The following is a 24,793-nucleotide window of genomic DNA, read 5'->3' on the forward strand; positions in this document are numbered from 1 at the left end:
CCTTTACTTTTTGTTTGAGATTGCCTTCTCCACCTTTTCTATGAATCCAATTGCATTTTTAATTACAACGGCTGTTCCTACGCGGATGACCGGTTTCCCCTTAAACCGATCCTCCCCTGAGATCTTTACATCCACTGCCAGAATTACCACATCAGCTTCCAATATATCCTGATCTGTAAGCTTATGTTCTGTACCTATGGTACCCTGAGTTTCAATTTTGGCTTCATGCCCCCTCGCTTTTGCCCCTTTCATCAGTTTTTCCCGCGCCATATAGGTATGGGCGATCCCCGCCGTACAGGCTGCTACACCGACAATTTTCACTTGCTTCCCTCCTTGTGATTGAATAGTGTGAAGATTTCTTCCGCATCTTCTGTCAACAATAATGTTTCTATAACCTTATCATCACATAATGCAACTGCCACCTGTGATAATAGTGAAACCAGTTCCGATTTGTCTGCGCTGTTAACAGCAAACATAACAAATACCCTGCTGTTTCCATCGCCCAGTGTTTCCCATTCAATCTCATGATCTGCCCTGCCAACTGCCATGGAAGTACGAATAACCGCATCTGATTTCCCATGGGGAATGGCTACCTGATTGCCGATTCCGGTTGGCCCCTCCATTTCCCTCTGATACACATCCCTTAAGAAAAGTTCTTTCGAAGAAAGGGCTCCGGAATTAAAAAACATATCCGTCATTTCCATTATGATTTCCTCTTTTGTCCTGCCGGTTAAGTGCAGGTTAATACATGAGCGCTGAATCACATCCTCTATTGTCATATGTGTTACATGTGCCGCCATACTTAGGCTCCTCCTCTGTTTTTATTCCTCTAATACAACTGCATTCATGATTTTTTGATTCATCAATTCTGCCAACGCCTCCGGATCACCGGCCTGTCTGATTTTGTTGATATTCTCCGTTTCGTCGAGAAGGTCCAAAAAAACACTGTAGAACTTTATGGTTTCTTCCTTCATACCAACTGCTTCATCAAGGTTAAAGGCCAAAAGGAAAATGACATCAACCTTTTCCTTACCCTGCCACAAAATAGGAGCTGCAAGTGTTGCAATGGCTACTGTAGGCCGCATGACATACTTTGCAAATCCGTGGGGCAATGCGATCCCTTTTCCAAGTGCGGTGGGAGCCGTTACTTCATGCTCCATGACCGACGGAAGAAACTGATCCGTCACATATCCCGCTTCAGTCAGCTTTTTACATAAAAGACTCATAAGGCTTTGTTTATCCATGACATCCATGTGGAGAAACATAAATTCCTCATAAAACAGGTTTTTACAGATACTTAACTTACTGCAATGCTGCCTGTTTTTTATGTTCCTCCTGCGAACCAGTTTCATGGCATCCTCAATATTTTTAATATCATTAGCTGTTAAAAGATGCTCTACGGCAACCACCGTTTTTCCATAGCAGATGTTTTTTAACTGAATGGTGGTGATGATTAAGTCACAAGGTATATGGATGATCTTTTTAAGATCCCTGACGGAAAGAACATCCACAATTTTTATGTCACTAATGGTACGTTCCAATTGTTCTTTCAGCAACTGGGATATGCCTAAACCGTAATCACACACAACGCAGGCAGCAACTGTTGATAAGCTTCTTTCGATTGCGCCTCCAAGCAGCAGCGCTAATGTGCACATCTCATGTTCATTGATATCCAGTCCAAGCTCCTTTTGAAAATAAACGCTGACAGCGGATATTGCTGTGAAAATATTGGGATACCGCTGTTTTACCTGCTTAAGGAGCGGATTTTCAGTTCTTATATTGTATCTTAATCTTGGTATCATTGAATGGAGCTGCAGAAACAGGCTTTCCAGAAAAAATGTATCTGACCTCAGATTTACGTTTACAATATCGCTCATTAAGGACACCATACGAAACGTAAAATAACACAATTCCAGATTCTCCGCCTGGCACACACACATTCCATTCATACTGTGAAACTTTTGTATATCTGAGATCTCTACAACAAACCCTACATAATCCTTTTCATTTGAGTCCAATTTCATCTGATAACAGGTTTCCAGCATTTTGATAAGCTCTTCTTTTATCATTCCGGAAAATTCACCTGATATTTTAACGGGAGGGGCTGCCGGAAGCCGTATCATATGTTTTTGCCTGGAACGAATAATACAAAGGGACAGCAGGAAAAACATCTGAATATGTGCTTCATACCCATAAGAAAAACCATAAGCTTCCTCCAGATGATATATGGCCCTGTTGACTCCGGAAGTATCAAACCCCTTTAGGAAGCTTTCCATGAAAGAATATTCAATTGCCTGGTATTCCATCTGTTTTCCGGGCAGATAGTCCTTACTGTTTTCCTGCTTCACACTTAAGAAGAGATTCCACATAGCAAGGCGCCATTGGAATTCTTCATATTTGATTTGAAACCCTTTTCCTCTTTTCTTATCAAAATTGATTCCATATATCTGAAACCATTTTTTTAAATCAGGAAGCAGCTTTTCCACGAAGGAACGGCTTATATAAAACTTTTTCTGAATATAAGACAGGCTCAAATTACAATCTGTCAGTAAATAATAAATAATTTGATATTTTGCTTCAGGAATATCACTGTTCAGCTGTGATTCCTCCGATAGGAACAATAATTGGTTCCATGCTTCCTCGGCCATCTCGAGCTTAATGCCTTTATGGGGTTTTTTGCAGATCTTTCCCAGGTTCGCTTGGTCAATGGTATCCTGAATCACGTTTAATTCATTTCTTATGGTTGTTACAGACACTTGAATCACACGGGAGATTTCTGAAACAGTTACAAAATCTTTCTGTTCCCGCAGGTAGTTTAGAATATTCATTTGCCGACCGGTCATATCGCTTAATACCCCTCTCTTTTCTGTATTTCATTGTCTGTTATACACATTATAGCAGCACGTATTTTTTGTGCGCGTCAACTTTTCTGCAACATTTGATAGATTACTCCTAAATTATTGGCACAATCATTTGAACGGAGGTGACCCCTAAGGGAAACAGAGCCTGTTACATGCATGGAAACCGTTCCGGAACTTTCCTTATTACCATACAACAATAAGCCCGGAAGAATATATAAAACTCTTCCGGGCATAGCCCTTAATAACCATTATTTACTGTTTCCCATATATTTTGTTTTATTTCGTCAGCGTTTTATCGAATATTTCCGCACAGGCAGCCCTCTAATAGCGGTAAGTAAATGCAGCCTTTTTTCCTGCACCAAAAATCCATAGGAAAAGCTTTCCGATGAATCCGGATAAACGATATTAATATCATATGAACGGAGGTTCCCCGGCATGTGGTGCAGGACCGGAATACAGGTTCCTTCCAGGCACTGCGTATAAAAGATGCTCCACACCTTTCATAATGATTTCTCCATGATATTCTATAGAATACAGAAAAAGAAATTAGACATTTTTACCATCATAAAGTATACTTAATGATATAGAAGCTCTGCTTTCCGTTCCTGTTATTTCAGGCTTAAGCAAAGTACAAAGGAGAAATGATTATGAAGAGTATTAAAACAAAAATATTGCTCAGCATGGCTTTGACAGTATTTATTTCTTTATGCGCAGTGGGAGGTACCAGCATTTATTTAAACTATTCCAGCATGATCGGGACCATGAACCAGACCATGACGGAACTTGCCCTCACCGCTTCCCAGCGGGTTTCCAAAGAGCTGGATATTTATAAAAACATTGCCTATGAAGTCGGCAGCACCAACCGTCTTTCCAGCAGTGAAACCAGTGTGGAAGATAAAAAGATCCTCATGGACCAGAAAGCAAAGTCTCACGGTTTTCAGCGGGGAAACATACTGGGAACAGACGGGGTCAGCATATTCGATGGAAAGGACTATTCTGACCGGGATTATTTCCAAAGGTCCATAAAGGGTGAGACAGCGGTTTCCGATCCCTTGATCAGCAAGGTCACAGGAGAGCTTACCATTATCATATCCGCCCCATTGTGGGATAAGGGCGTTCCGGATACCAAAGTAGTAGGTGTTGTATATTTTGTCCCCACTGAAACCTTTTTAAATGATATCGTTGCCAGCATAAAGATAAGCAAGGGAAGCAACTCTTACATACTGAACAAAAACGGCGGGGTCATCGCTGATGTGGATATGGAGAATGTAATCAATGGGACAAATACCCAGGACATTGCAAAGACAGATCCCGGGCTGGCCGCCCTGGCAGCTCTTGAAAAGGGAATGACAGAAGGAAAAAGCGGATTTGGACGTTACAACAGGGGAAGTGTAAAGGAATTCCTGGCCTATGCGCCCATTGAAGGGACTGACGGCTGGAGCTTTGGTCTTAAAGCGCCCATGACAGACTTTATGGGCGCCACCATGACCGGAATCGTCATTTCAGCGGTACTGCTTATTGCGGCACTGATTGTAGCCGGAATCATATCCGTTGTTCTGGCAGGAAAAATCGGAAATCCCATAACTGCCTGTGCTGAACGCCTAAAGAAACTGGTACAGGGCGACTTAGATTCTCCTGTTCCTGTAATCAATACCAAGGACGAAACCGGCGTGCTGGCAGGCGCCACCAGAGAGCTGGTGGACGGATTGAAAATGATCATCGGAGATGTGGATCATATTCTCAACGAGATGGCAGATGGCAGATTAACGGTTTCTTCCAACTGTGAATCCGCCTATGCAGGAGGTTTCGGCGGAATCCTTCAGGCCATGACCCAGCTGCGGTCTAGGCTTAGTGAGACACTTTTACAGATCAGCCATTCTGCGGAGGAAGTAGCCTCCGGTGCGGAACAAGTTTCCGCAGGTGCACAGGCCCTCTCCCAGGGAGCTACGGAACAGGCCAGTTCCGTGGAAGAGCTGGGCGCCACCATAAGCCTCATATCCTCTCATGTAGATCTAAATGCCAAAAACGCAGAAGAGGCCACTCTCCAGGCTAAAGAAGCCTCCTCCCATCTGGAAAACGGGAAAGAGCAGATGAAGAGGATGACCGATGCCATGAACGAGATCAATCAGACCTCCGGGGAAATCGGAAAGATCATAAAGACAATTGAGGATATCGCATTCCAGACCAATATCCTGGCTTTAAATGCCGCTGTTGAAGCCGCCCGTGCCGGGGAAGCCGGAAAAGGGTTTGCCGTCGTTGCCGATGAAGTGCGCAATCTTGCATCAAAGAGTGCAGAGGCTTCAAGGAATACCGCCTCCCTCATCGAAAGCTCTGCCTATTCTGTGCAGAAGGGTACGGATATCGCAGGGGAAACAGCAAATTCTCTGGAACAGATCGCCTCCTCCTCTGAAAAAATGGCTTCTCTGATATATGGAATTGCCGCAGCGTCCCAGGAACAGGCCAGTTCCATTGCCCAGGTAGCCCTGGGGATCGACCAGATATCCAGTGTGGTTCAGACTAACTCCGCCACAGCAGAAGAGAGCGCGGCCACAAGCGAAGAACTTTCCGGTCAGGCTCAGATATTAAAGGGACTTATGGAACAGTTTAAATTTTAAATAAAACACAGCCGCTTCATAAAGAAATGATCATCACCATTCTTTTATGAAGCGGCTATTTTTGTATACAGCCTTTCACCCCGTCAGTTTCACTTCCAGCCCCTTCCGGGAGTGAACGATCCGATAGACTCCCTCTTTTCCGGAGACGCCGAAATACTTTTTCAGCAGATATTTTGCGTCCCCATCGCTTTCAACAACAACCAGATAATTATAGTTGCTTAACAAATGGATCAGGTTATCCTCATAAAACGCACAAATCCCATCTACATTGGAGGCATAAAGCATATATTTCCCTATGTATTGCAGGTAATAATCCGTCACCTGGCCATCCGCATCTGATGCATAAAACAAATACCTGCTTTCATCCACCTTTCCGCTTGAATACCAGCGATCCCCCGTAACGCGGGATACCTTGTAAGGCAGAGTGGCATTGTAGGAACTCCTGATGGTCTGCATGCCATTGTATTCCGACATCAGCAGGGCGATTGCCATGGCCGTAAAAAAGATAATGCCCTTCTGATACCGCCCCTTGCTCTCTACGGTCTTAAAAGCCCGGTAGTCCGGAAGCTCTCCGTATCTGTAGTAAAAGGATTTTTCAATATCAACGGCCGCGCACAGCACCAGCCCTCCTGCAAACAAAATCACAATACTTGATGCATAACGCTCAAACCCAGCCAGCCGAAGAGCCTCGTCAAGAGGCATGGAAAAAATATAAAGGGCAAGTATGCCAAGATAATAGCCCATCAAAACCAGGTTTAATGCGATCAGTGCCTTCCACAGATTCCAGCTCTTTTTTAATATGACGGCAACAAACACACTGGCAATTATTGCAGCAATATTAAAACCCAGAATCCCCATAGCAGGGCGGCTGGTGATGTCAAACACGGATTTGACGAACAGTCCCATGATCTGCCGGATCTCTTCCGGGCTTTTCCCGCCGGAAACGTTTCGGATGTTATGGGCGGAAACTTCAAACTTGTTCTCTGTCCCCTTAAATCCCTCCGCCATATGTATGTTCCATAACAAATATGGAAGAAAGGCCGCTCCGGCTGAAAGAAACACTTCCAGCCCGCTTTTCCAAAAAAGCTTGTCCCTGTTTTTTAGCCAGGCATAGATCAGATACAAAAACCCGATTCCCGCAAATATGATTCCCGTATTTTTTATGATCATTAAAAGTCCTGCTGCAGGAATCATACTGATACAGGCCTTTTCTATTTTCTTCTTATATCTGTATATCATCACAAATAACACAAGGGCATAAACAGGAAGAAGAAAATCTACCAGCAGGTTGGTGATCCGTATGGTAATGTTAAATACGGACAACAGGGAACAGCCTGCAGCCAGAAAAGCGAACAGCAAAAACCTCTTCTTTTCTCCAATCACCCCAAACAAGGCATAAAAGCAGGAAAAGATCAGGATCCCCTGAGCTGCCAGCATAATGCCCTGGGAATTTCCTGCAAAACGGCAGACAAAGTACAGAAATGAGGAAGAACCCAGCGGATAATTTTTAAAATCGATCAGAGCAGATGCCGCATCCGGAAATGCATTGGTACTTAGCATCTGCTTGACCACTATGGCCCAGTGGGAAAAATTGTCGTAATGGATCAGCCTGCTGGCCAGTAAAAGCTGGAAAAAGAACAGGCTCCCAAGGGCAAATCCTGCCTGAAACAGGGAAAAGCGGAAATTTCTATAGGACTTTTCCCTGACAAGCCTTGATAAATAGAAGAGAAACAAAAGAATCCCTGCCGCTAATACAACCGATGACCCTTGCAGCAAAAATCCGGCCAGTCCGCAAAGATAAACGGCACAGGCAATGGCCGAGCAGACAAAAACAGGAACAAATTCCGCCTGAAGCCTCAGCCTTGCCCTTGTAAACATCATATAGCCGCATAAAGAACACAAAAGCACCATTGCCATGACACTATGGACTATAACGCTCATCCCTTACCCCTCTTTTTCGCCTGTATTTGTTATGTCAGCCAAAACCTGATCGATCTGGACTTCCCCTATAAGTTCATTTAAATTCACAAGAGACAAAAGCTCCTCTGATGAACGCCGTATGTATATACCTGTCCGTTTTAAGACCAGAGGGATCCCGCTTTCTGTCCTGTAGATGAACTGATCCTCCTGGCTCCCGTTATCATTAAAACCGGAAACCGAAAAATAATGGTAATTAAAATCCACCAGCCTGCAGGTGGCTCCGTTTGCAAAAATAACTTCTTTCTCCAGCCGGATCCTGGGCATCTTTCTTTTGTCTGAAAACGGCCGCCTCAGCCGTCTTTTCATGTTTCTCAGCATATCATCATAGGCAGTGACCCATAAATCCATCTGCATCGGGAGAGAATGGGTCCTGTCGTATATCACCTGCATGTACTGGCGTTTGTTTTCATCATCAACAGGCTGAACAGCTGCGGAATACCGCCAGCCGCCGCTTTGCTCTTTCACATAAACAATCTTTCCCTCAAGCCCGGCTTTATAGAAAGGTGTGGTGACCTGAAATTTTACAGTTTCATTTTCCGGAAGATAAATGGGCTTTTCCGACCAGAAGGCCAGGCCGTTTTCCGAAACATCCACAGTCTTCGCTTCATAGCCTAAATTCTTATACTGTATGGTGATAAGTTCCTCTGCCCGGATCCTCTCGCTGCTTCTGTAAGCCCGTCTTCCCAGCATAAAAAATATGGCATAGAATAAGGAGATCATATTATAAGTGATCCAGAAGAGGATAATGCTGCTGTAGAATAATGCCCAGCCGTACTTTCCATGCACAAAGCGCACCATGGCCGCTGCGGACAGGGCCAGTAAAACCACATGAGGAATGGCAAACATGGCAAAGCCAAAGCCGTTCCCTTCTCTCCTTTTATCAGTGACCTTAAATTCCCTTTGATGGATGTGAAGGGTCTCAAGGAGGACCGGGAGAATCAAATAGGGCATGAATATGGTGTCAATGATCTGACTCCATCTGTGGTTTCTGATATTGCTCGACAAATAACGCATGGATATGCTGTAAAAAAAGTATGCGGGTACCCAAAGCACGATTACATCCCAAAAATGGCTGTTTACGATCTTATAATCAAACAGAGCGAACAGAATGGGAGACATAATGAATATCAGCCTGCTAAAAAAAGACCACCAGTATAAAAAAGTGTTCAGATAGGTAAGCCTTGCCAGCGGGGAAAGCTTGGAAGAAAAAATGGCACGGGTGTTCTGGAGGCTCTGAATGATACCTCTTGCCCAGCGCACCCTCTGCCTGATCATGCTTTTTACCGTTGTTGTGGTAAGTCCGGCCGCCTGTATCTCATCCGTTGCATAGGTGATGTATCCGGCTTTCTGTATCCGTATGCTTGTCTCAAAATCCTCTGTAATGGTGTTTAACGGAAAACCGCCTATTTCCTCCATGGCTTCCCTTAAAATAACGGTGTTGCTGCCTGTATAGGCGACCGCATTGGAAGCATTTCTCATGGCATTGACTTCCCTGGAAAAGAAATCCTGTTCATTTGGAATGTTTCCCTCCGCATACAGGTTGAACTGAAAGAGATCGGGATTATAAAAGCTCTGAGGCGTCTGAACTAATCCAAGCCTGAATTTTTTTTCGATTTCCTCTTCCGTTCTCAGCCTCCACTTCCCATTTTCCTTTATGAATCTGGAAAGGAGGAAATAAGGAACCGTCTTCATGAGAAACGTATGCTGGGGAATCATATCCGCATCAAAGGTGGCAATCAGGGGAGAGGAAGTTTTCCTTAAAGCGTTATTATAATTGCCTGATTTTGCATCCTTATTGTCTGCAAGCCCCAGATACCCGACCCCAAACTCTTTGGCAAGCCCTGCGATCTCCTCCCGGTTTCCGTCATCACAAATATAAATATGTACCTTGCTTTTATCCGGATAGGCCATAAACGTACAGGCATTGACCGTTTTGTACAGGACATCAGAGGGTTCGTTATGGGTCGCAATGAAAACGTCCACATGAGGATAATCTTCATCCGGTATTTCCGGGCATTCCAGATGGAATTTATTCATCTGCATCTTTTGATAGAAAAGCTCAAAGGTGGTAAATACCGTAACAGTTTCCGCACCGGCCAATAGCAGCCCAAACACCAGACTCATTGCACCCTCATGAAACGGCAGGGTGAATATCAGACGCCAACCCAGATAAATGGTCATCAGGACCATTGCTATGATGAAAATTACATTTCGTTTTTTCTCTTCTTTATTCATGGAACCAGCCCTCTTCCCGGGAAAATACCCAGCGTTGCTGTATTTGATAACCAATAAGAAACAGACACCCATCACAAAGGAGCTTTGCCAGCCTTTCATGGACGCCCAGGGCTTGGTGAAGAAGATATACACCGCCTGCAGACAGCAGTATATTGCAGACACAAAGAGCCAGATAGCGGATAAGGCTGTTTCCCGGGCCGTGCCTGTCCTTAAACACCACCGTTTTATTCAACAGATAATTTACAGCAATGGAAACCGTTCTGGCGGCTGCCGTGGCAATCATGATCCTTAAGAAGTCCTTCCCCTGCACATAAGGCCTCAGAAGGTCCAGAAGCACCCAGGCCAGGCCTATGTCAACAAAGGAGCAGACAAAGGAGGATGAAAGGAATTTCATAAAATCAGCACCAAGGGTACGGATGATTTTTAAGCTGTCTCTAACAGCCTTAAAATGGGTTCTCCTGTTTTCGTCCTCATAAATGGTTTGGATGGGTACTGTAAGGACCTGGATCCGGGAACGGATACAGGTGACCAGAACCTGAGTCTCATACTCAAACCCTTCTCCTTTTATGCCGGTCATTTTATCGGTAAGGCTGGAGCCAAAGGCCCTTAACCCTGTCTGGGTATCAGGAAGGTATTTTCCGTACAGCCCAGCAAATACTGCGGAAGTGATCCGGTTTCCAATGAGGGACTTAACCGGTATTCCAGCCTTTTTAAAGTCCCTCACTCCCAGTATCAATGCATGGGGATGGAGCTCAGCTTCCTTTGCCAGCTTATACACATCCTCCGGGGCATGCTGTCCGTCGGAATCCGCAGTTATAATACACATATAACCTGGGACATGTTCCTTAATATGCCTGTATCCCGTCTTAAGGGCAAGTCCCTTTCCCATGTTTACCTTATGCCGGAGCACAGTGCAGCCGCCCTCCTCCAACTCTTTGAAAATATCCTGGTAATCATTTCCGGAACCGTCGTCCACGATCACAATATGAGATAATCCGTACTCTCCCAGCTTCCTTACATAAACCGGAAGTCTGTCATCAGGTTCAAGTGAAGGGATCAGTACAACGCTGTGTTTTTCCGTCTGATTCATCTCAGCACCCGTTTCCGCCATAATCAATTTCAGCTTATAAAGTTAAAGTATGCTTATAATATACGTTGGTGAAAATTATGTCAACCTTTGTCGGCAAGGTGATTGGTGGATGGGAAGAACATAATAATGCTGGAAAAATATTGCTTCCCTGGGACCGTTCAACCACCCGCCTCCCCCTTCTTATTCCCCTTTCAAGGGAATTTTCAACGGAATCATCTACCATATTGACTAAATTAGGAAAAATAACTATAATTATTAGTGAATCCATATTTTGGAATTTCATAAAGGATTTGAGTATTATATAATAAAGTAATAAAATACCAAATTTGACAATTATCCAGAAGTTCATGGAAACAAACATTTTACGGCAATATAAACTTTAATCCCAGGGAGGAAATTCTATGTTAAAAAAACTAAAGGTAAAAAACCGGCTGCTTGCTGCATTTCTCATCGTTGTACTATTTTCAGGTCTGGCCGGAACCATCGGGATCCTGCTCATCCGGACTGTTAATAAGGAATATCATGCCGAGCTTCAGGATTATGGATTTGCCCAGGGCGATATCGGAAGCCTGGGTCAGGCGTTTCAGGCTCACCGGGCAACAGTCTTATACATAATTTTTTCGGAAGATGCTGCTGAAACCGCCAAGCAGAAGGAAAATTTAAACAAACAGATCGACGTTATAAACGAGAAAATGCAGCTTGTACAGGCAAGGATGAAGACTGCCTCAGAAAAAGAGCTTTACAGCCAGCTTTTGGAGAAAATGAAATCCTATGAGGATATCCGCAGCCAGACCATTGAGCTTGCGTCAAAATCGTCTCAGGAGTCCATGGCCTTTTTCCGCAGCTACGCTGCTCCCCTTGCTGCGGAAATCGCTGATACGATCAATACCATGCTGTCGGATAAGTCAACAGCCGGTGACATAAAATCTGCCCAGCTCTCCCGCCAGACTTCCATATTCATTGGGATTATGGGGGCCATTATCTTTATTTCCATCGTTACATCCGTAATCATCGCAATCGTGATTACAAGGGGAATCACCCGTCCCATTGATGAGCTGAGACATGTTGCAGACCGAATGGCCCAAGGAGATTTAAAATGCCGGCTGGAATACAGTTCAGCGGATGAACTGGGACATCTTGCCGACAGCATGAGGACGATGATGGGGCGTTTATCCTATTATATGGATTATATCTCCTCTACTACAGGCCGCATGGCCCAGGGAGATTTTGACATTCCTCATGAATCGGAAGAATTTAAAGGGGAATTCCGTTTTGTTCAGATCTCCATACAGAATCTTACGGACTCCTTAAATGATGTCATGGCAAAAATAACCCAGTCTTCTGACCAGGTGGCTTCCGGTGCCGATCAGGTGGCAAGCAGTGCCCAGGCCTTAAGCCAGGGTGCGACTGAGCAGGCCTCTTCCATTGAAGAGCTGGCTGCTACCATCAATGATATATCCAACAACATAAACCAGAACGCGGAAAATGCAAAGGAAACCAACAAGCAGGTGAATAATACCGCAGAAGAACTGGAATTCGGAAAAACGCAGATGCAGGAACTGACCAATGCCATGGAAAACATCAGCAGTGCATCATCAGAAATCGGAAAGGTCATTAAAACCATAGAAGACATTGCCTTCCAGACCAACATTCTGGCCCTTAATGCTGCCGTGGAAGCGGCAAGAGCAGGAGAGGCAGGAAAGGGCTTTGCAGTTGTGGCTGATGAAGTACGGAATCTTGCCAATAAGAGCCAGGAAGCTTCCAAGAACACGGCCGTATTGATTGAACGGGCCTTATCTTCCATTGATGCAGGAAATCACATCGCAAAGGAGACTGCACAATCCATGGACCGCATTGTCCTTTCCTCCAAAATGGCGGCGGATTTAGTATATCAGATATCCACCGCCTCCGAGGATCAGGCCCTTGCAGTCGCCCAGGTAACCCAGGGAATTGACCAGATATCCAGCGTGATCCAGACCAATTCCGCCACATCGGAAGAAAGTGCTGCTGCCAGCCAGGAAATGGCCGGACAGGCCCAGATGCTGAAGCTCTTAATGGACAGGTTCCAATTAAAGGGCTAAACAGAGGGGACTGCCGTAATATGGCTTTTCTGTGAAACAGTGTATAAAAAAGGTCAGCCTTGAATGGTTATTAAAACCAATCAAGGCTGACTTTTTGTCACAAATACTCTTTCCTTTTTTGGCACAGGCTGCCATCATGTTTTCAGGCCAAACCTCTCCTCCATGACAGCTCTGAGCATGTCCACCGTCTTTCCGGCATCAAGGCCGTTTTCATCAATGGTTATGTCCGCATATTTCTCATAATAGGGGACCCGTTCCTCATATAAATCCCTTAAGGTCATCCCATCCTTTAACACGACGCCACGGTCTACCAGATTCCCAAGCCTTTCTTCCACACTTTCATAGCTAAGCTTTAAATAAACCACTGTGCTGATCTCTTTTAAATGCTCCATAGCCTCTTTTCCGTAAATCACGCTTCCGCCCGGAGCAATGACGCTGTGGTGGACCGAAAGACCGGCATTGATCCTGTTTTCTACAGCCATGAAGCCTTCCTGACCTTCCGCCTCGATGATTTCCTTTAACAGACGCCCCTCCTGCTCCTGAATCACAATGTCCACATCCACAAAGGAATATCCAAGGCGTTTTGCCAGCAGAACACCCACCGTACTCTTGCCGGAAGCCGGCATGCCGATCAGTGTAATGTTATCAAGCTTACTCATCATTTGTTTTTCCTCCTGCCTGACGGCTTTTTTCCTGCTTTTTTCACAGAATAGCCGAAACTTCCAAGCTTTTTCCCCAATTCAAAGTATTCCCCGTGGGAATAAGATATAAGTCCTGCCTCATTGAGACGGAATTTTCCCTTTTCATCCATGTACCGGCTGTCTACGGTCACACCAACCACCTCTGCCAAAAACAGGTCATGGCTTCCCAAAGCCTTGATCTCCACCACCCGGCAGGCTAAATTCACCGGGCTTTCCTCTATTCCAGGTGCTTTGATATGTTCCTGAGAACAGGGAGTCAGCTTCATTTCCGCAAATTTATCCACCTCCCTGCCTGACTTCACTCCGCAGTAATCGGCAGCCCGTACCAGATCCTTTGTTACCAGGTTTACAACAAACTCTCTGGTTTCCTTTATGATCCCATAGGAATGGCGCTCCGGGCGGATGGATATGGACAGCATGGCCGGGGAAGAGCATATGGTCCCTGCCCATGCCACAGTAATGATATTCGGGTTTTCCCCTTCCCTCTGGCAGCTCACCATGACCGCTGGAACCGGATATAGCATGTTTCCCGGCTTCCAGGTGACCCTGGAGCGTTTCATTTCTTTTTTATTTTCACTGGTTTCCTGTTTCTTCATCGATCCGGCAGCCCCCTATTCCTGAACTGCCAGCATAATGCCGGGTATCAGCTGTTTTTTTCTGGATACAACACCGGGAAGGCTTACAACATGATCTTCTGCCTTGGATTCCTCTTCCTCGGCCCGGAAGGCCCCTATAACCAGCTGTTTTGCTCCCGAACCCTCGCACAGCAGTACGGTGGATTCCGTCAGAATGTTGGTAAGCATAAAGAACATCATATCCATGCCATGTTCTTCTCTCGATTTTTTCATGTAAGGCAGCATCCGGTCTTTTAACTCCTCCAGTTCCTTGGCATTTAAGGAGCTGATCTGTCCGACTCCAAAGGACACCTTCCCAACCGTGAATTTCTTAAAATCCTGATAAAAGATTTCTGCATCGGTCTTTCCCCTTAAATTGCTTCCTGCCGCAAACATGGAAGAAGCGTATTTTTCCACCTCAATGCCAGCAATATCCGCAAGGGTAAGGGCCGCCTGTTTGTCTGACTCCGTACAGGTGGGAGAACGGAATAAGAGGGTATCGGAGATAATGGCGCTGCACAGCAGACCCGCGATCTTCGGTTCAATTGCCACCTTGTTTTCCTGATACATCTGGTATACGATGGTGGCCGTACATCCTACCGGCTGGTTGCGGAAAAATACCGGGGCAATGGTTTCCACGGTTCCAAGCCTGTGGTGATCGATGATCTCCAGGATCTCCGCACTTGACATGCCTTCCACTGCCTGGGTTTTCTCATTATGGTCCACCAGGATCAGGCGCTTTCCCTTTGCGCCCAGCAAGTTCCGGCGGGAGATCATTCCCATGTACTTCCCGTCCTTATCAAGAATAGGAAAATCCCTGTGGCGTTTGCTTGCCATCACATCTTTTATGTCATCAATATAATCATCCACCTCAAAGGAAATCAGGCCTTCGGTGGTCATAAAATAGCTTATGGGAATGCTCTGGTTCACCAGACGGGCTGCCGTATAAGTATCATAAGGTGTGGTCATGACTGTACAGCCCCGTTCCTGGGCCAGCTTTTTAATGGTCATGGATACCGCCGCGCCCTCACATACAATGATACAGGCCGCCTCCATCTCAATGGCGCAAAGCTGGGACTCATAGCGGTTTCCCAGGATCACAAGATCGCCCTTGGAAATGTAATATTCCATCATATCCGGATTTGCCGCCGCTATCAGCACCTTGCCATGGTTGAAATATTCATTCTTTCCGCCCACTACCATAGCCCCTTCCAGGGTTTCCACGATATTTTCATATTGGGTATTTGCCTTTGATAAAATGCTGCTGTCATACACGTTCATGTAGGATCTTGCAACATCGCCTACCGTGATCAGCCCTTCCAGCATCCCGTCCTCAGTCACTGCCGGAATGGTGACCACATTGGCTTCCTGCATCAGGTTCCAGGCCTTTTTTAAGGATAAATTTTTCTTTACTCCCTTTGTTTTACGGATATCAATGTCACGGACCTGGGTCTTCACATTTTCCACAAGCTCCGGAGCTTCCACACCAAAGTAATGGAGCACGAATTGTGTTTCTTCATTGACGTGGCCCGCCCTGCCCGGCTGATATTCCTCTCCGGTCAGTGCACTTTTTAAATTTGCATAACAGATGGCAGAACAGATGGAATCTGTGTCCGGATTTTTATGTCCTATTACGATGGTCTTTCTGTTCTTATAAGTTTCTCCCATACTTTCCTCCCTTTTTTCATAATGTGTTTACAGGCCGTTCATATTCCGTTCACATATATTTTTTATACTAAATACATAGAAAATATATGAGTCAAATTGATTAAATCGTCAAATTGCACATAGATTTTTCATAATTGCCCCGGTTGCCTGTCAACCGGGGTCTCCTCATTTCACGAGGTTTTTCTTTGTTAAGTATTCCCATTATATCATAATTTAGTAAATTGTAAATAAGAGGACAGGAGGAAAGGATGTCATATAAACATCCCTTCCTCTCATTTACTTCCCTAAAACATCCGCCGCTTCAACAGCAAGCTTGCTCCAACTTTTTGTCCGGATTACAAACTCCATCTTCTCTGCCCTTGCTCTTTGGGCATAAAGGCACAAGCAGGGTATTATGACGTTCTGCCTTTCATGCTATCTCCATAACCTTTCATGTTCAGAATAAATCCCATAAATTATGAAATAATACAATTATACTGACACAATTATAATACCCGCCTTGACTTTATTGACAGAATCATCAAAAAGACTTAACATGAATATATTGTTTCACTTTCTTCCAGGCGGTCCGCCAGAAAACAAGGCGCTACATAGCAAATTTAAATGGAGGATTATGTATGAAAAAATTTTATAACAAGGCTATTCCGGAAACAGTCAGTGAGCTAAAAACTGACCCCCTTCAGGGATTATCCCCGCAGGAGGCAAAAAAACGGCTTGAGGAAAACGGTTACAACCGGTTGCAGGGAGCAACGGAAAGGACCCTGCTGCAGCTGTTTGCTGAACAATTCAAGGATTTTCTTGTGATCATCCTGATTATAGCGGCCATCGTTTCCATGGTCGTGGGAATTGTTGAGGACGAAGGATTTTTTGACAGCCTCGTAATCATTGCCATCGTAATCATCAACGCTATTATCGGTGTGAACCAGGAAACAAAGGCAAGCAGTGCACTGAAAGCCCTTAAGGAAATGTCCAGCCCTCAGGCAAAGGTGATCCGCAGCGGAAACATCGTAAAGACTCCTTCCGAGGAACTGGTATTGGGCGATGTGGTGATCCTTGACGCAGGAGATTATATTCCGGCGGACGTAAGGCTAGTGGAAAGCTTTAACTTAAAAATCGATGAAGCGGCTCTTACCGGTGAATCAGTTCCCGTGGAAAAGAACTGTGAGAGCATCCTTCCTGAGGATGCGCCCCTGGGAGACCGTGTCAATTCTGCCTTTATGGGAACTGTGGTCACCTATGGAAGAGGCAAGGGCATCGTATCCGCAACCGGCATGGAAACCCAAATGGGCAATATTGCAGCCATGCTCAATGAATCCGAAGAGGAGACAACCCCGCTTCAAAAGAAGCTTGACAGCCTGGGCAAGGTTTTGGGTATTGTCTGCATTGCCGTATGCGCCATGATTTTTATCCTGGGACTGATCCAGGGGGATAAGCTTATGGAAATCTTCATGGTTTCCGTTTCTCTTGCTGTGGCCGCCATACCGGAAGGACTTACGGTGGTAGTTACCGTAATCCTTGCAATGGGCATGCAGCAGATGGTAAAATCCCACGCCATCATAAAGAAGCTTTCCGCCGTGGAAACTCTGGGAAGCACAACGGTCATTTGCTCAGATAAAACAGGCACTCTTACTCAGAATAAAATGACCGTAGTCAAGGTATTTGACTATGAAAGAGCTTATGATGTGACCGGTACAGGCTACAGCAGGGAAGGCTCCGTCACCGTAGAAGAAGGCGGCAGGTTAACATCCAACATTATGGAACTTATAAAGGGCGCTGTACTGTGCAATGACGCAACCTATGATATAGAAAAAAGCCAGATCATCGGAGATCCTACGGAAGGCGCCATGCTGGTTTTGGGAGAAAAAACAGGCCTAAGCAAAGACCGGCTAAACGAAGAATACCGGCGGGTTCAGGAAATTCCCTTTGATTCCGACAGAAAGCTTATGTCCACATTCCATGAAAAAGACGGAGAACTGACCATTTATACAAAGGGCGCTCCGGATGAAATTTTAAAACGGTGCACCCGCATTTATAAAGATAGTGAGGTTTCGGAAATTACGGAGGCTGACCGGAAAAAAATCCTGGAAGCCAATTCCGGATTTGCAAAAAGCGCTTTGCGCGTGCTGGGCGTGGCCAACAAGACATTGGAAACTCTTGATGACTTTGACAGTCAGGAACACTCTCTTACCTACCTGGGTCTCATGTGCATGATTGATCCGCCGAGAGAAGAAGTAAAGCCGGCGGTCGACGAATGCAGGAGAGCCGGAATCCGCGTGAAGATGATCACAGGAGACCATAAGATTACAGCCAGCGCCATTGCTGCAGATCTGGGAATCATGTCCCCTGGACAAGAGGCTTTGGAAGGAGCTGAAATACAGCTTCTGTCCGATGAAGAACTGAGAGAAAAGGTCAAAACCGTTAACGTATTTGCCCGCGTTTCACCGGAGCACAAGGTACGGCTTGTGACCGCATGCAAAGCAAACGGGGAGATCGTTGCCATGACAGGGGACGGCGTAAACGATGCGCCAAGCCTTAAAAGAGCTGATATCGGCGTTGCCATGGGAATTACCGGAACGGATGTTTCCAAGGAAGCAGCCGATATGATCCTTACGGACGACAACTTTGTAAGCATTGTTAAAGCTGTTGAGGAAGGAAGAACCATCTATAACAACATCAGAAAGGTGGTGGGTTACCTTCTTTCCTGCAACATCGGTGAGATACTTCTTATATTTTTAGCCATGCTCTTTAACCTGCCTATGCCGTTAATGCCCATTCACTTGCTTTCCATCAACCTTATCACTGATGCCTTTCCGGCCTTTGCCCTGGGAATGGAGGAAAAGGAACCTGGCATTATGGACCAGAAGCCAAGAGATCCCAACGAATCCATTATTGATAAGAAGATGCGTGTAACAGTTACCCTGCAGAGCCTTTTCCTGGGCATCGGCGCTTTGACCGCATTCTATATCGGTCATGTAAACTACAGAGGCGTCGAAAACGGGGAAACCATTGCCCGTACCATGTGCTTTGTAGCCCTTATTTTAGGTGAGCTCTTCCGTGCCTACTCAAACAGAAGCGAAAAGAGGTCCATATTCGGAATCCGGCTTTTGTCAAACTCCTTCCTGAATAAATGTGTAATCGCTTCCTTTGCACTTTTAGTTGTTGTGGTTTATGTGCCGCTTTTAAATACAATTTTTAGTACAGCGCCTCTTACCCTCACACAGTTAAGCGAGGCACTGGGCTTTGCGGTAGTTCCTACCCTGGGCGGCGAGCTTGCAAAGCTTATTACAAGGAAAATGAAATAGCTGCGGTAAAACTGGTTCTTGAAGATGGAGAATACGAAAAAAGTGCGTTTCCAGACATGGTGACGCACTTTCTTCGTATCAGTATGAAACCAAAAACGAAAGCAGGAAAGGAAACCTCTGCCTTTGATAAAACGGCCCCTGCAAAATCACAGGGACCGCTTTTACTTTTATATTGTTATGGCCAAGGCTTATATCATATTCAAATACCTGATTGCGTTTAAATGAGCGTTATCCAGCCTTATGGTCTCCATGAAAGCCGCCTTTGCCCCTTCTGTATCTCCAAGCCCCATTTTCCCAAGCCCTGTAAGATAGCTGCAATGCGCCTTATTCTTCTTATTCAGGTCTTCTTCATAAATCAGGAAATCAGGCAGGGATACGGCAAAATATTCGATCTTCATGCTGTCAGACATATGCTGCTCCCCATAGTCCAGCAGCTTATAGAATCTGGCTCTGGCCTCCACCGGTTTTCCCAGCTTTTCCTTTGCCAGCCCCTGGTAATAGATCATATCCGCAGGCTGGTCATTGTAATACATCATGCCTGCCGGTTCATCCGTTCCCACGCCGGCCGCTTCATAGTAGGCCGTTGCTTCCTCCGCCTTTCCCAGATTCTCCATGACCACACCCAGATAATAATTGATATGATTGTCCTTTGTTCCTTCCAGCTTCCCTTCTCCCAGATTTTCCGGATATTTCAGGGCTTTTGTTAAGTATTCTTCCGCCCTGCCCCATTCCTTTGTTTCCATGGCCTGCCGGGCCAGCTCCACAAGGGAAACCACATACTGGGCGGTTACCTTTCCTTCCCCGCCTTCCCACGGATGGAATTTGTGGTTCATAATGAATTCATAAGCCTCATTGTAACGGCCCAGAAGATTTAAAAGGGTTGCATATTCAATCATTAAGTCGTCCCGCTTCATAAATACATCTCTTGCGGCTTCATATCTTTTCAGACGTTCCCATACCGGCATATCCAGCTTTTTGTAAAGCTGGTCCAGTTCCAGGAATACTCTGGCATCGGCCGGGTTTAAGCTATAGGCTTTTTCCATGGCCTTTCCGGCACTTTCCCTGTCCTTTTCCTTGTTGTAATAGGCCAGTGATAAATTTCTCCACACAGTTGGAAACCGGGGATTCAGCCGGGCAGAATGCTCCCAGTAAGAAAGGGCGGTACGGTACTGAAGCTTGTCGTAAAATAAATTTCCCAGATAATAATAGGCATTGGCTCCTTCCGGGTTCTTTTTTGCAGCAAACTTTAACACCAAAATGTCCTCCAGCTTATTGGGGAAGCAGTAATCTGTGGTGCAGCCTTCGGCCTGCTTTAAGGCTTCTGCCCCGTCTATTCCCATAAGATCCTGATAAAAGGCCTTATAGTAATAGAGCATGGGCCATTTCCGGGAACACTGGTCCAGGGTCTCTACAGCAGCTTCATATGCGCCGAACTCCCCATAATGCCTGGCTGCCATTAAGTAATTTTCATGAAAGCCTCTGGCCAGCCGGCTGGTCTTTGCCCTGATTTCTTCCTGGCGGTCCGGCTCCAGATATGAGGATTCCAGCCATGATACATAATCAAAGGGATCCACCTCTAAATTCCTTGCAATGAGGGCTTTGGCCTCTTCCGTTCTGCCAAGCCTGCGCAAAAGATAGGCTTTTAAGGCTCTGGCCTTTACATTATGAGTATTCCTTACCAGTCCCTTATCTGCGAATTCCAGGGCGCTTTCATAATTACCTCTCATGGATTCGATGCAGGAAAGATAATAAAAGCCCATTTCCTGCTGCTCAACCGACCATGTGGCCTTATAGAAGGCTTCAAAAGCTTCTTCAATCTTTCCCTGATACCAAAGCGCCAGGCCCAGATTGTAGTAGGGCTCGGAATCGTAAGGGTTGGGATTTTTCCAGACTGCCCGTTTCAGCGCCTTCCTAAAATGCTCCTCTCCTTCCTTAAAACAGCCTCTGCGCATGAGCAGGGAGCCGTAGGCGTTATTGATGCGAATATCCCCTGGATCCCTTTTTAAGCCTTCTATGTAATAAGGATCCGGCTTATAAGTGGCGTGACGGTACTGCTCAATGTGAAGCCCAGTCAGATACAATTCTTCATTTGTCATGATCTTTTCCGGATCATCGGCCGCTTTGGCCGGGTCGGGAAGCTTTGGAATCTCCTTCTTTAAAGGAGTATAGGAAACCAGCTCCCTTTCTCCGGAAAGGACTTTAAGAGTCAGCCTTGTCTCATCCTCCACCCCCGTATGCAGCGTCTTTTCATAAATATGAACCGGAGAAAGAAGGGTGGTTTCATCTAACAGCGTTTCCGTGCCGTAAGTCAGCAGGATCCGTGCATCAGGGTACTTCTGGGTTCCGTATGCGGCAACATGGATCTCATTTTCCCTTGTCTCTAAGTTTATGACGGCGTGAATGGAGGCGTTTTTCACGGGACCAACGGCTTTATAAGGCATGAAATACTGGGTAAAGGTTTTTTCCTCCATAGGCTTTAACCAGGTAAAATCCGGCTGGTTATCTGTGTAAACACCGGTCATCAGCTCAATGTAGGGGCCATCCTCATCGGTTAAATTCCGGTCCCAGGCCTTTCCGAAATCGCCGCAGCCCCAGGTCCACTGTTTCTTGCCAGGGGAAATGTGATGGTCGGCCACATGAAGGATTCCTGCCCTCACCTGGTAATCATAGCCTCCTACAAAGTTAAACTCACTCTTTTCCGCCATGTAGGAGGTGGGAACCGGAATGTTCTTATAGCGGGAAATATCTACGCCTTCGCTGTAGTCATGCTTATAATAAACTCCCGTTGCAATGGGGAAACGGGATACATCCCGTTTTCCATGATCCATGACGGCGTGGACATCCGGAGGAAAAACAGACTGGGTATGATCGTTGACCGGGACCGCCGGGTTGGCCCACCATAAAAAGGTCTGGGGCATTGGCGTGGGGTTGTAAAGCTGGCCCTTTATCTCTATATAAGCCTTTCCGGGATACAGGGTGAAGCTGGCCTCCCCCTTGGTTCCATACATCTGATCCACATCACAGACCCGGCAGGTTTTGGAACCATCCTCATGTTCCAGCAACATATAATCCACAGGGGAATAGGTGGTCGGCCGGTGGTGCTGGGGCCAGTTAAATTCGATTCCGCCGCTGATCCAGGGGCCGCAGAGTCCTACCAGGGCAGGCTTTATAACGTGGTTATAATAAACGAAATCATATTGATTGGTTTTGTCAAAGGCCCGTTGGATCCTTCCGCCAAGCTCCGGGAGTATCATTACCTTTAAGTATTCATTTTCCAGCCAGACCGCCTGATAGGTTTTGTCCGTCCTGGTATCATGGATCTTCTCGACAGTAGGATAAGGATAAATCTTTCCGGAGCTTCCCTGATAAACACGGCTTTCCAGAAACATCGGGTTTTTATCTGCTTCCCCCACCTCATAAGTGGGAATGACGATGGATTCCTCCCATATTTTTACTGCTTCCATTCTTAGACCTCCTTTTAAGTTCTTGCCTATACTATATAATCTTTTATCATGGTTTTCATTACCTTTAGTTGCTTACTAGTTTATAAAAATTGCTCTAATACAATTGACGAATCACCGTTTTTTCTCTATAATGGTTTCATAAAAAGAAAGGAGGGCCTATATATGCTGTCTACAGAACGGGGGGTCATCTCAGGGTCAGATTATTATGTTTACACGCCCAGCGCCCAGGCAAAAAAAATCTTCTTATATCCCATCAACATGGGACTTTTCCGGTACGAACCCGGCTATTCCCTTCATCGGAATTCCTATGACAGCTTCCTCATCATGTTTATCCGAAGAGGAGAATGCCAGGTGGAAACAGGTGGACGGGTCTATCATGCAGGCGGAGGGCAGGTAGTGATGTTAAACTGCTTTGAGCCTCATGCCTACTGGACAACAACGGGCTGGGAAGCGGAATGGCTCCATTTTGACGGCATAGGTGCGGCAGGATATTATGATGCAATCCTGGATGGCGGCCCTCCTGTCATTTCCCTGAGGGATACCTACCGTCTGGAAAAATATCTGCACAAAATTTATCTGCAGTTTCGGGAATGTATTTCCGTCAAAGAGGCCTGGCTGAACAATTACATTGTTAATATTCTAACGGAGCTTTTGGTCAACAGGGACTTTGAGCATTCAGAAAACGTTTCTTCCAGCATCATTGAGGACACCATTGCCTACATCAACGAACATTTGACTGATCCTCTTACCCTGAAGGATTTGGCGGACCAGGCTTCCTTAAGCCCTTTTTATTTCAGCCGGCTGTTTAAAAAGGAATCCGGATTCTCACCTCACGAATATGTGATCGCTGCCAGAGTCAACAATGCCAAGTTCCTTTTAAAGTCCCTGGACATCTCCATCAAGGACATCTGCTTCAGCACAGGCTTTACCAGTGAAAGCAGCTTTTGCACCACATTTAAAAAGGTGACGGGAATCACGCCTTCCGAATACCGTTTTTCTATCAGGAACTGAAAAAAGCGCCCCTGCATTGCAGAGGCTGCTTTTTTTCATCACCAGGCAATCGGTTTATTCCGCTGCTTTGCCCATTACTTCCTTGTAATTTTCGGGGGTAACGATCACCGCATCTACGGCTGTCTCCTTTGGAACCTCTTTTCCGCTGATCACATCGTATAAAACATTGACTGAACCTGCTCCAACGGAATCAGAAGAAAAGTAGGCCGCTGCTTTCATACAAGTCCCGTCAGCTCCCTTGTTGTTCCATTCATCCTTTGCCATATAAGCTCCCAGGCCCACTACTGTTGCATCGGCATCCAGACCTGCACTCTCCAGGGCGCGTACCGCACCGATGGTGCCTTCCTCATTGGCTCCGGTTACCAGCCATTTCTTGATTTCCGGATGAGCGGTAATCACTGAGGTAGCTGCCACATTTCCTTTGTCCGTGGTTCCGTCATAATCGGCCTTATAGATCCGCTCTTTTGCAAAATCAGGACTTACTTCCGTAAACTTATCGTATTCGCCTTCCGCCCTGGGAACACAGGAGGAAACGGTATCCATGGTCAGAATCAGCAGTCCGCATTCCGGGTCCCCTGCCAGATTATTCTCATTGGCATAATCCGCCAGCCACTGGCCGTTGGCCTCTCCGATCACATAAGCGTTAATGCCCACCCATGGAGCGATCTTTTCTCCCGCCTCTGTCTGAAGCGCGTCATCGGCTGCTACAATAGGAATTCCTGCTTCCTCGCATTTATCAACCACCGCCTGGGACATGGTCTGGTCCGGGATGCAGGTAACGATTCCCTTTGCTTTATTGGCAATGGCATTGTCAATTGCCTTTAAGTATTCTTCCGGACTCATCTTTGCATCCACATAGATAAATTCATCGCCCTTTTCTTCCACTGCCTTCTGAGCCGCTGCTCCTTCGTCAATGAACCAGGTCTGATCCCCAGCCTTGTAAATCCCGTAAACAACACCCTTTCCCTCTGCCTGAGCCTGGGTTTTTTCTTCTGTCTGGGTACCGCCTGCCGTTGTCTCTGCCGTACCCGCTGTTGTGGTTGCCTCCGCCTTTTCATCGGAAAATCCGCTGCAGGCTGTCAACCCCATTGCCATTGCTGCCGCCAAAATAATTGCTGCTGTTTTTTTCATGATTTGAAACCCTCCTGTTTTAGTTTTTGCTCTATCTTAA

General features: G+C 46.0%; 15 protein-coding genes. 4 read left to right on the forward strand and 11 right to left on the reverse strand.

The genetic code is table 11. From position 1 onward, the window contains the following. Positions 1-3: 3 nt before the first annotated feature. Genes K401_RS0108360 through K401_RS0108370 form a run of 3 tightly spaced genes read right to left on the reverse strand, consistent with a single transcriptional unit; the run spans position 4 to position 2,843 of the window. Complete coding sequence (locus K401_RS0108360; RefSeq protein WP_024292529.1) at positions 4-321, reverse strand: PTS fructose transporter subunit IIB; 318 nt, start codon at positions 319-321, stop codon at positions 4-6. Beyond that, positions 318-800 (reverse strand): PTS sugar transporter subunit IIA, encoded by a 483-nt coding sequence (locus K401_RS0108365; protein WP_156945258.1) that lies wholly within the window; start codon positions 798-800, stop codon positions 318-320. The genes K401_RS0108360 and K401_RS0108365 overlap by 4 nt, the downstream gene beginning before the upstream one ends. A gap of 21 nt (positions 801-821) precedes the next feature. Next, positions 822-2,843 carry a BglG family transcription antiterminator gene (locus K401_RS0108370; protein ID WP_024292531.1) on the reverse strand — a complete coding sequence of 674 codons (2,022 nt, stop codon included), beginning with the start codon at positions 2,841-2,843 and terminating at the stop codon, positions 822-824. 665 nt (positions 2,844-3,508) lie between these two features. On the opposite strand from K401_RS0108370, the gene K401_RS0108385 reads away from it, so the two are divergent. Then, complete coding sequence (locus K401_RS0108385; RefSeq protein ID WP_024292533.1) at positions 3,509-5,476, forward strand: methyl-accepting chemotaxis protein; 1,968 nt, start codon at positions 3,509-3,511, stop codon at positions 5,474-5,476. Between the two features lie 75 nt (positions 5,477-5,551). Here the strand turns inward: K401_RS0108385 and K401_RS0108390 are convergent, their stop codons facing one another. From K401_RS0108390 to K401_RS0108400, 3 genes are read right to left on the reverse strand one after another with little or no spacing between them, the layout of a single operon-like run. After that, positions 5,552-7,417 carry a hypothetical protein gene (locus K401_RS0108390; protein WP_027352519.1) on the reverse strand — a complete coding sequence of 622 codons (1,866 nt, stop codon included), beginning with the start codon at positions 7,415-7,417 and terminating at the stop codon, positions 5,552-5,554. A 3-nt stretch (positions 7,418-7,420) separates the two neighbouring features. Next, positions 7,421-9,691 carry a glycosyltransferase family 2 protein gene (locus tag K401_RS0108395; protein ID WP_024292535.1) on the reverse strand — a complete coding sequence of 757 codons (2,271 nt, stop codon included), beginning with the start codon at positions 9,689-9,691 and terminating at the stop codon, positions 7,421-7,423. After that, complete coding sequence (locus K401_RS0108400) at positions 9,684-10,802, reverse strand: bifunctional glycosyltransferase family 2/GtrA family protein (protein WP_024292536.1); 1,119 nt, start codon at positions 10,800-10,802, stop codon at positions 9,684-9,686. The genes K401_RS0108395 and K401_RS0108400 overlap by 8 nt, the downstream gene beginning before the upstream one ends. Before the next feature lie 380 nt (positions 10,803-11,182). On the opposite strand from K401_RS0108400, the gene K401_RS0108405 reads away from it, so the two are divergent. Further along, on the forward strand, positions 11,183-12,862 hold the full coding sequence (locus tag K401_RS0108405; protein ID WP_027352517.1) for a methyl-accepting chemotaxis protein: 1,680 nt from the start codon (positions 11,183-11,185) through the stop codon (positions 12,860-12,862). A 134-nt stretch (positions 12,863-12,996) separates the two neighbouring features. Here the strand turns inward: K401_RS0108405 and K401_RS0108415 are convergent, their stop codons facing one another. From K401_RS0108415 to K401_RS0108425, 3 genes are read right to left on the reverse strand one after another with little or no spacing between them, the layout of a single operon-like run. Continuing rightward, a complete protein-coding gene (locus tag K401_RS0108415; protein WP_027352516.1) occupies positions 12,997-13,524 on the reverse strand; it encodes a shikimate kinase in 528 nt (175 codons plus the stop codon). Then, positions 13,521-14,159 carry a flavin reductase family protein gene (locus tag K401_RS0108420; RefSeq protein WP_024292538.1) on the reverse strand — a complete coding sequence of 213 codons (639 nt, stop codon included), beginning with the start codon at positions 14,157-14,159 and terminating at the stop codon, positions 13,521-13,523. Before K401_RS0108420 ends, K401_RS0108415 begins: the two co-directional genes overlap by 4 nt. A gap of 15 nt (positions 14,160-14,174) precedes the next feature. Further along, positions 14,175-15,845, reverse strand: a complete 1,671-nt coding sequence (locus K401_RS0108425; RefSeq protein WP_024292539.1) for a putative manganese-dependent inorganic diphosphatase — start codon at positions 15,843-15,845, stop codon at positions 14,175-14,177. 617 nt (positions 15,846-16,462) lie between these two features. On the opposite strand from K401_RS0108425, the gene K401_RS0108435 reads away from it, so the two are divergent. Continuing rightward, positions 16,463-19,147 (forward strand): calcium-translocating P-type ATPase, PMCA-type, encoded by a 2,685-nt coding sequence (locus tag K401_RS0108435; RefSeq protein ID WP_024292540.1) that lies wholly within the window; start codon positions 16,463-16,465, stop codon positions 19,145-19,147. 188 nt (positions 19,148-19,335) lie between these two features. On the opposite strand, the gene K401_RS0108440 is transcribed toward K401_RS0108435, so the two are convergent. Next, positions 19,336-22,611 (reverse strand): DUF5107 domain-containing protein, encoded by a 3,276-nt coding sequence (locus K401_RS0108440; RefSeq protein ID WP_024292541.1) that lies wholly within the window; start codon positions 22,609-22,611, stop codon positions 19,336-19,338. A gap of 162 nt (positions 22,612-22,773) precedes the next feature. Here K401_RS0108440 and K401_RS0108445 point away from each other — a divergent pair, with 162 nt between their 5' ends. Next, on the forward strand, positions 22,774-23,622 hold the full coding sequence (locus K401_RS0108445; protein ID WP_024292542.1) for a helix-turn-helix domain-containing protein: 849 nt from the start codon (positions 22,774-22,776) through the stop codon (positions 23,620-23,622). Positions 23,623-23,676: 54 nt separating this feature from the next. Here the strand turns inward: K401_RS0108445 and K401_RS0108450 are convergent, their stop codons facing one another. Then, positions 23,677-24,753, reverse strand: coding sequence for an arabinose ABC transporter substrate-binding protein (locus tag K401_RS0108450; protein ID WP_024292543.1), 1,077 nt, complete (start codon positions 24,751-24,753; stop codon positions 23,677-23,679). Positions 24,754-24,793 lie beyond the last annotated feature (40 nt).

The sequence above is a fragment of the Lacrimispora indolis DSM 755 genome (genome assembly GCF_000526995.1).
Lineage (GTDB): Bacteria > Bacillota > Clostridia > Lachnospirales > Lachnospiraceae > Lacrimispora > Lacrimispora indolis.

What these genes read in the sequence shown, in the direction of transcription:
- K401_RS0108365 (WP_156945258.1), bottom strand. Translation starts at nt 800, where the DNA reads ATGGCGGCACATGTAACACATATGACAATAGAGGATGTGATTCAGCGC.
- K401_RS0108370 (WP_024292531.1), bottom strand. Translation starts at nt 2,843, where the DNA reads ATGACCGGTCGGCAAATGAATATTCTAAACTACCTGCGGGAACAGAAA.
- K401_RS0108385 (WP_024292533.1), top strand. Translation starts at nt 3,509, where the DNA reads ATGAAGAGTATTAAAACAAAAATATTGCTCAGCATGGCTTTGACAGTA.
- K401_RS0108390 (WP_027352519.1), bottom strand. Translation starts at nt 7,417, where the DNA reads ATGAGCGTTATAGTCCATAGTGTCATGGCAATGGTGCTTTTGTGTTCT.
- K401_RS0108395 (WP_024292535.1), bottom strand. Translation starts at nt 9,691, where the DNA reads ATGAATAAAGAAGAGAAAAAACGAAATGTAATTTTCATCATAGCAATG.
- K401_RS0108400 (WP_024292536.1), bottom strand. Translation starts at nt 10,802, where the DNA reads ATGGCGGAAACGGGTGCTGAGATGAATCAGACGGAAAAACACAGCGTT.
- K401_RS0108405 (WP_027352517.1), top strand. Translation starts at nt 11,183, where the DNA reads ATGTTAAAAAAACTAAAGGTAAAAAACCGGCTGCTTGCTGCATTTCTC.
- K401_RS0108415 (WP_027352516.1), bottom strand. Translation starts at nt 13,524, where the DNA reads ATGATGAGTAAGCTTGATAACATTACACTGATCGGCATGCCGGCTTCC.
- K401_RS0108420 (WP_024292538.1), bottom strand. Translation starts at nt 14,159, where the DNA reads ATGAAGAAACAGGAAACCAGTGAAAATAAAAAAGAAATGAAACGCTCC.
- K401_RS0108425 (WP_024292539.1), bottom strand. Translation starts at nt 15,845, where the DNA reads ATGGGAGAAACTTATAAGAACAGAAAGACCATCGTAATAGGACATAAA.
- K401_RS0108435 (WP_024292540.1), top strand. Translation starts at nt 16,463, where the DNA reads ATGAAAAAATTTTATAACAAGGCTATTCCGGAAACAGTCAGTGAGCTA.
- K401_RS0108440 (WP_024292541.1), bottom strand. Translation starts at nt 22,611, where the DNA reads ATGGAAGCAGTAAAAATATGGGAGGAATCCATCGTCATTCCCACTTAT.
- K401_RS0108445 (WP_024292542.1), top strand. Translation starts at nt 22,774, where the DNA reads ATGCTGTCTACAGAACGGGGGGTCATCTCAGGGTCAGATTATTATGTT.
- K401_RS0108450 (WP_024292543.1), bottom strand. Translation starts at nt 24,753, where the DNA reads ATGAAAAAAACAGCAGCAATTATTTTGGCGGCAGCAATGGCAATGGGG.